The organism is Chthonobacter albigriseus (assembly GCF_013839445.1).
Classification (GTDB): Bacteria; Pseudomonadota; Alphaproteobacteria; order Rhizobiales; family Pleomorphomonadaceae; genus Chthonobacter; species Chthonobacter albigriseus.
In genome coordinates, this window is the sequence record NZ_JACDIT010000019.1 from 1 (window position 1) to 899 (window position 899).

General features: G+C 70.7%; 1 protein-coding gene. It reads left to right on the top strand.

Features of this window, described 5'->3' with window-relative positions:
* On the top strand, positions 1–899 hold an 899-nt coding region (locus HZ321_RS21475), incomplete at both ends, for a hypothetical protein (RefSeq protein ID WP_425305427.1).

An 899-nucleotide genomic window follows, 5' to 3' on the forward strand; every position in this document is an offset into this window, starting at 1 on the left:
CTGACGGTGGCCAACGTGGAGACGCTGACCGGCGAGGCGAGCCGCGACGCGGTGACCTTCACCACGGCGGTGTCCGGCACGGTGAACCTTGCGGCCGGCCTCGACAGCCTGACGCTGGCCGACACCGGCAACACGGCGACAGTCTCCAACATCGAGACGGTGACGGGCGGCACCAACACCGACCTCGTCACCCTGACCGGCGCGGTGACCGGCTTCACGATCAACCTCGGTGCGGGCAACGACAGCCTGACGCTCTCGAGCGCGGGCAACACGGTCACGGTCTCCAACGTGGAGACGCTGGTCGGCGGTACCTCGGCCGACGCGGTGACGCTGGCGACGGCGATGACCTCCGGCAGCCTCGACCTCCTCGGCGGCACGGACCGCCTGGTCCTCGCCTCGGTGGCGGCGAACACCCTCTCGGTGGTCAACATCGAGAGCGTGACGGGCGGCACCGGCTCCGACCAGGTGTGGCTGGCCAACACCCTCTCCAACGCGGTGATCGATCTCGGCGCGGGCTCCGACCAGCTGACGCTGGTGACGGGCGGCACGGCGACGGTCCTGAACGTGGAAACGGTGACCGGCGGCACGGGCGCCGACCGGGTGGTGCTCGGCTCGGCGGTGACCGCCGGGACGGTGGATCTCAACGGCGGCAGCGACACGCTGGTGCTCGGCAAGTTCGTCAACACGCTGACGGTGGCCAACGTGGAGACGCTGACCGGCGAGGCGAGCCGCGACGCGGTGACCTTCACCACGGCGGTGTCCGGCACGGTGGACCTTGCGGCCGGCCTCGACAGCCTGACGCTTGCCGACACCGGCAACACGGCGACGGTCTCCAACATCGAGACGGTGACCGGCGGCACCAACACCGACCTCGTCACCCTGACCGGCGCGGTGACCGG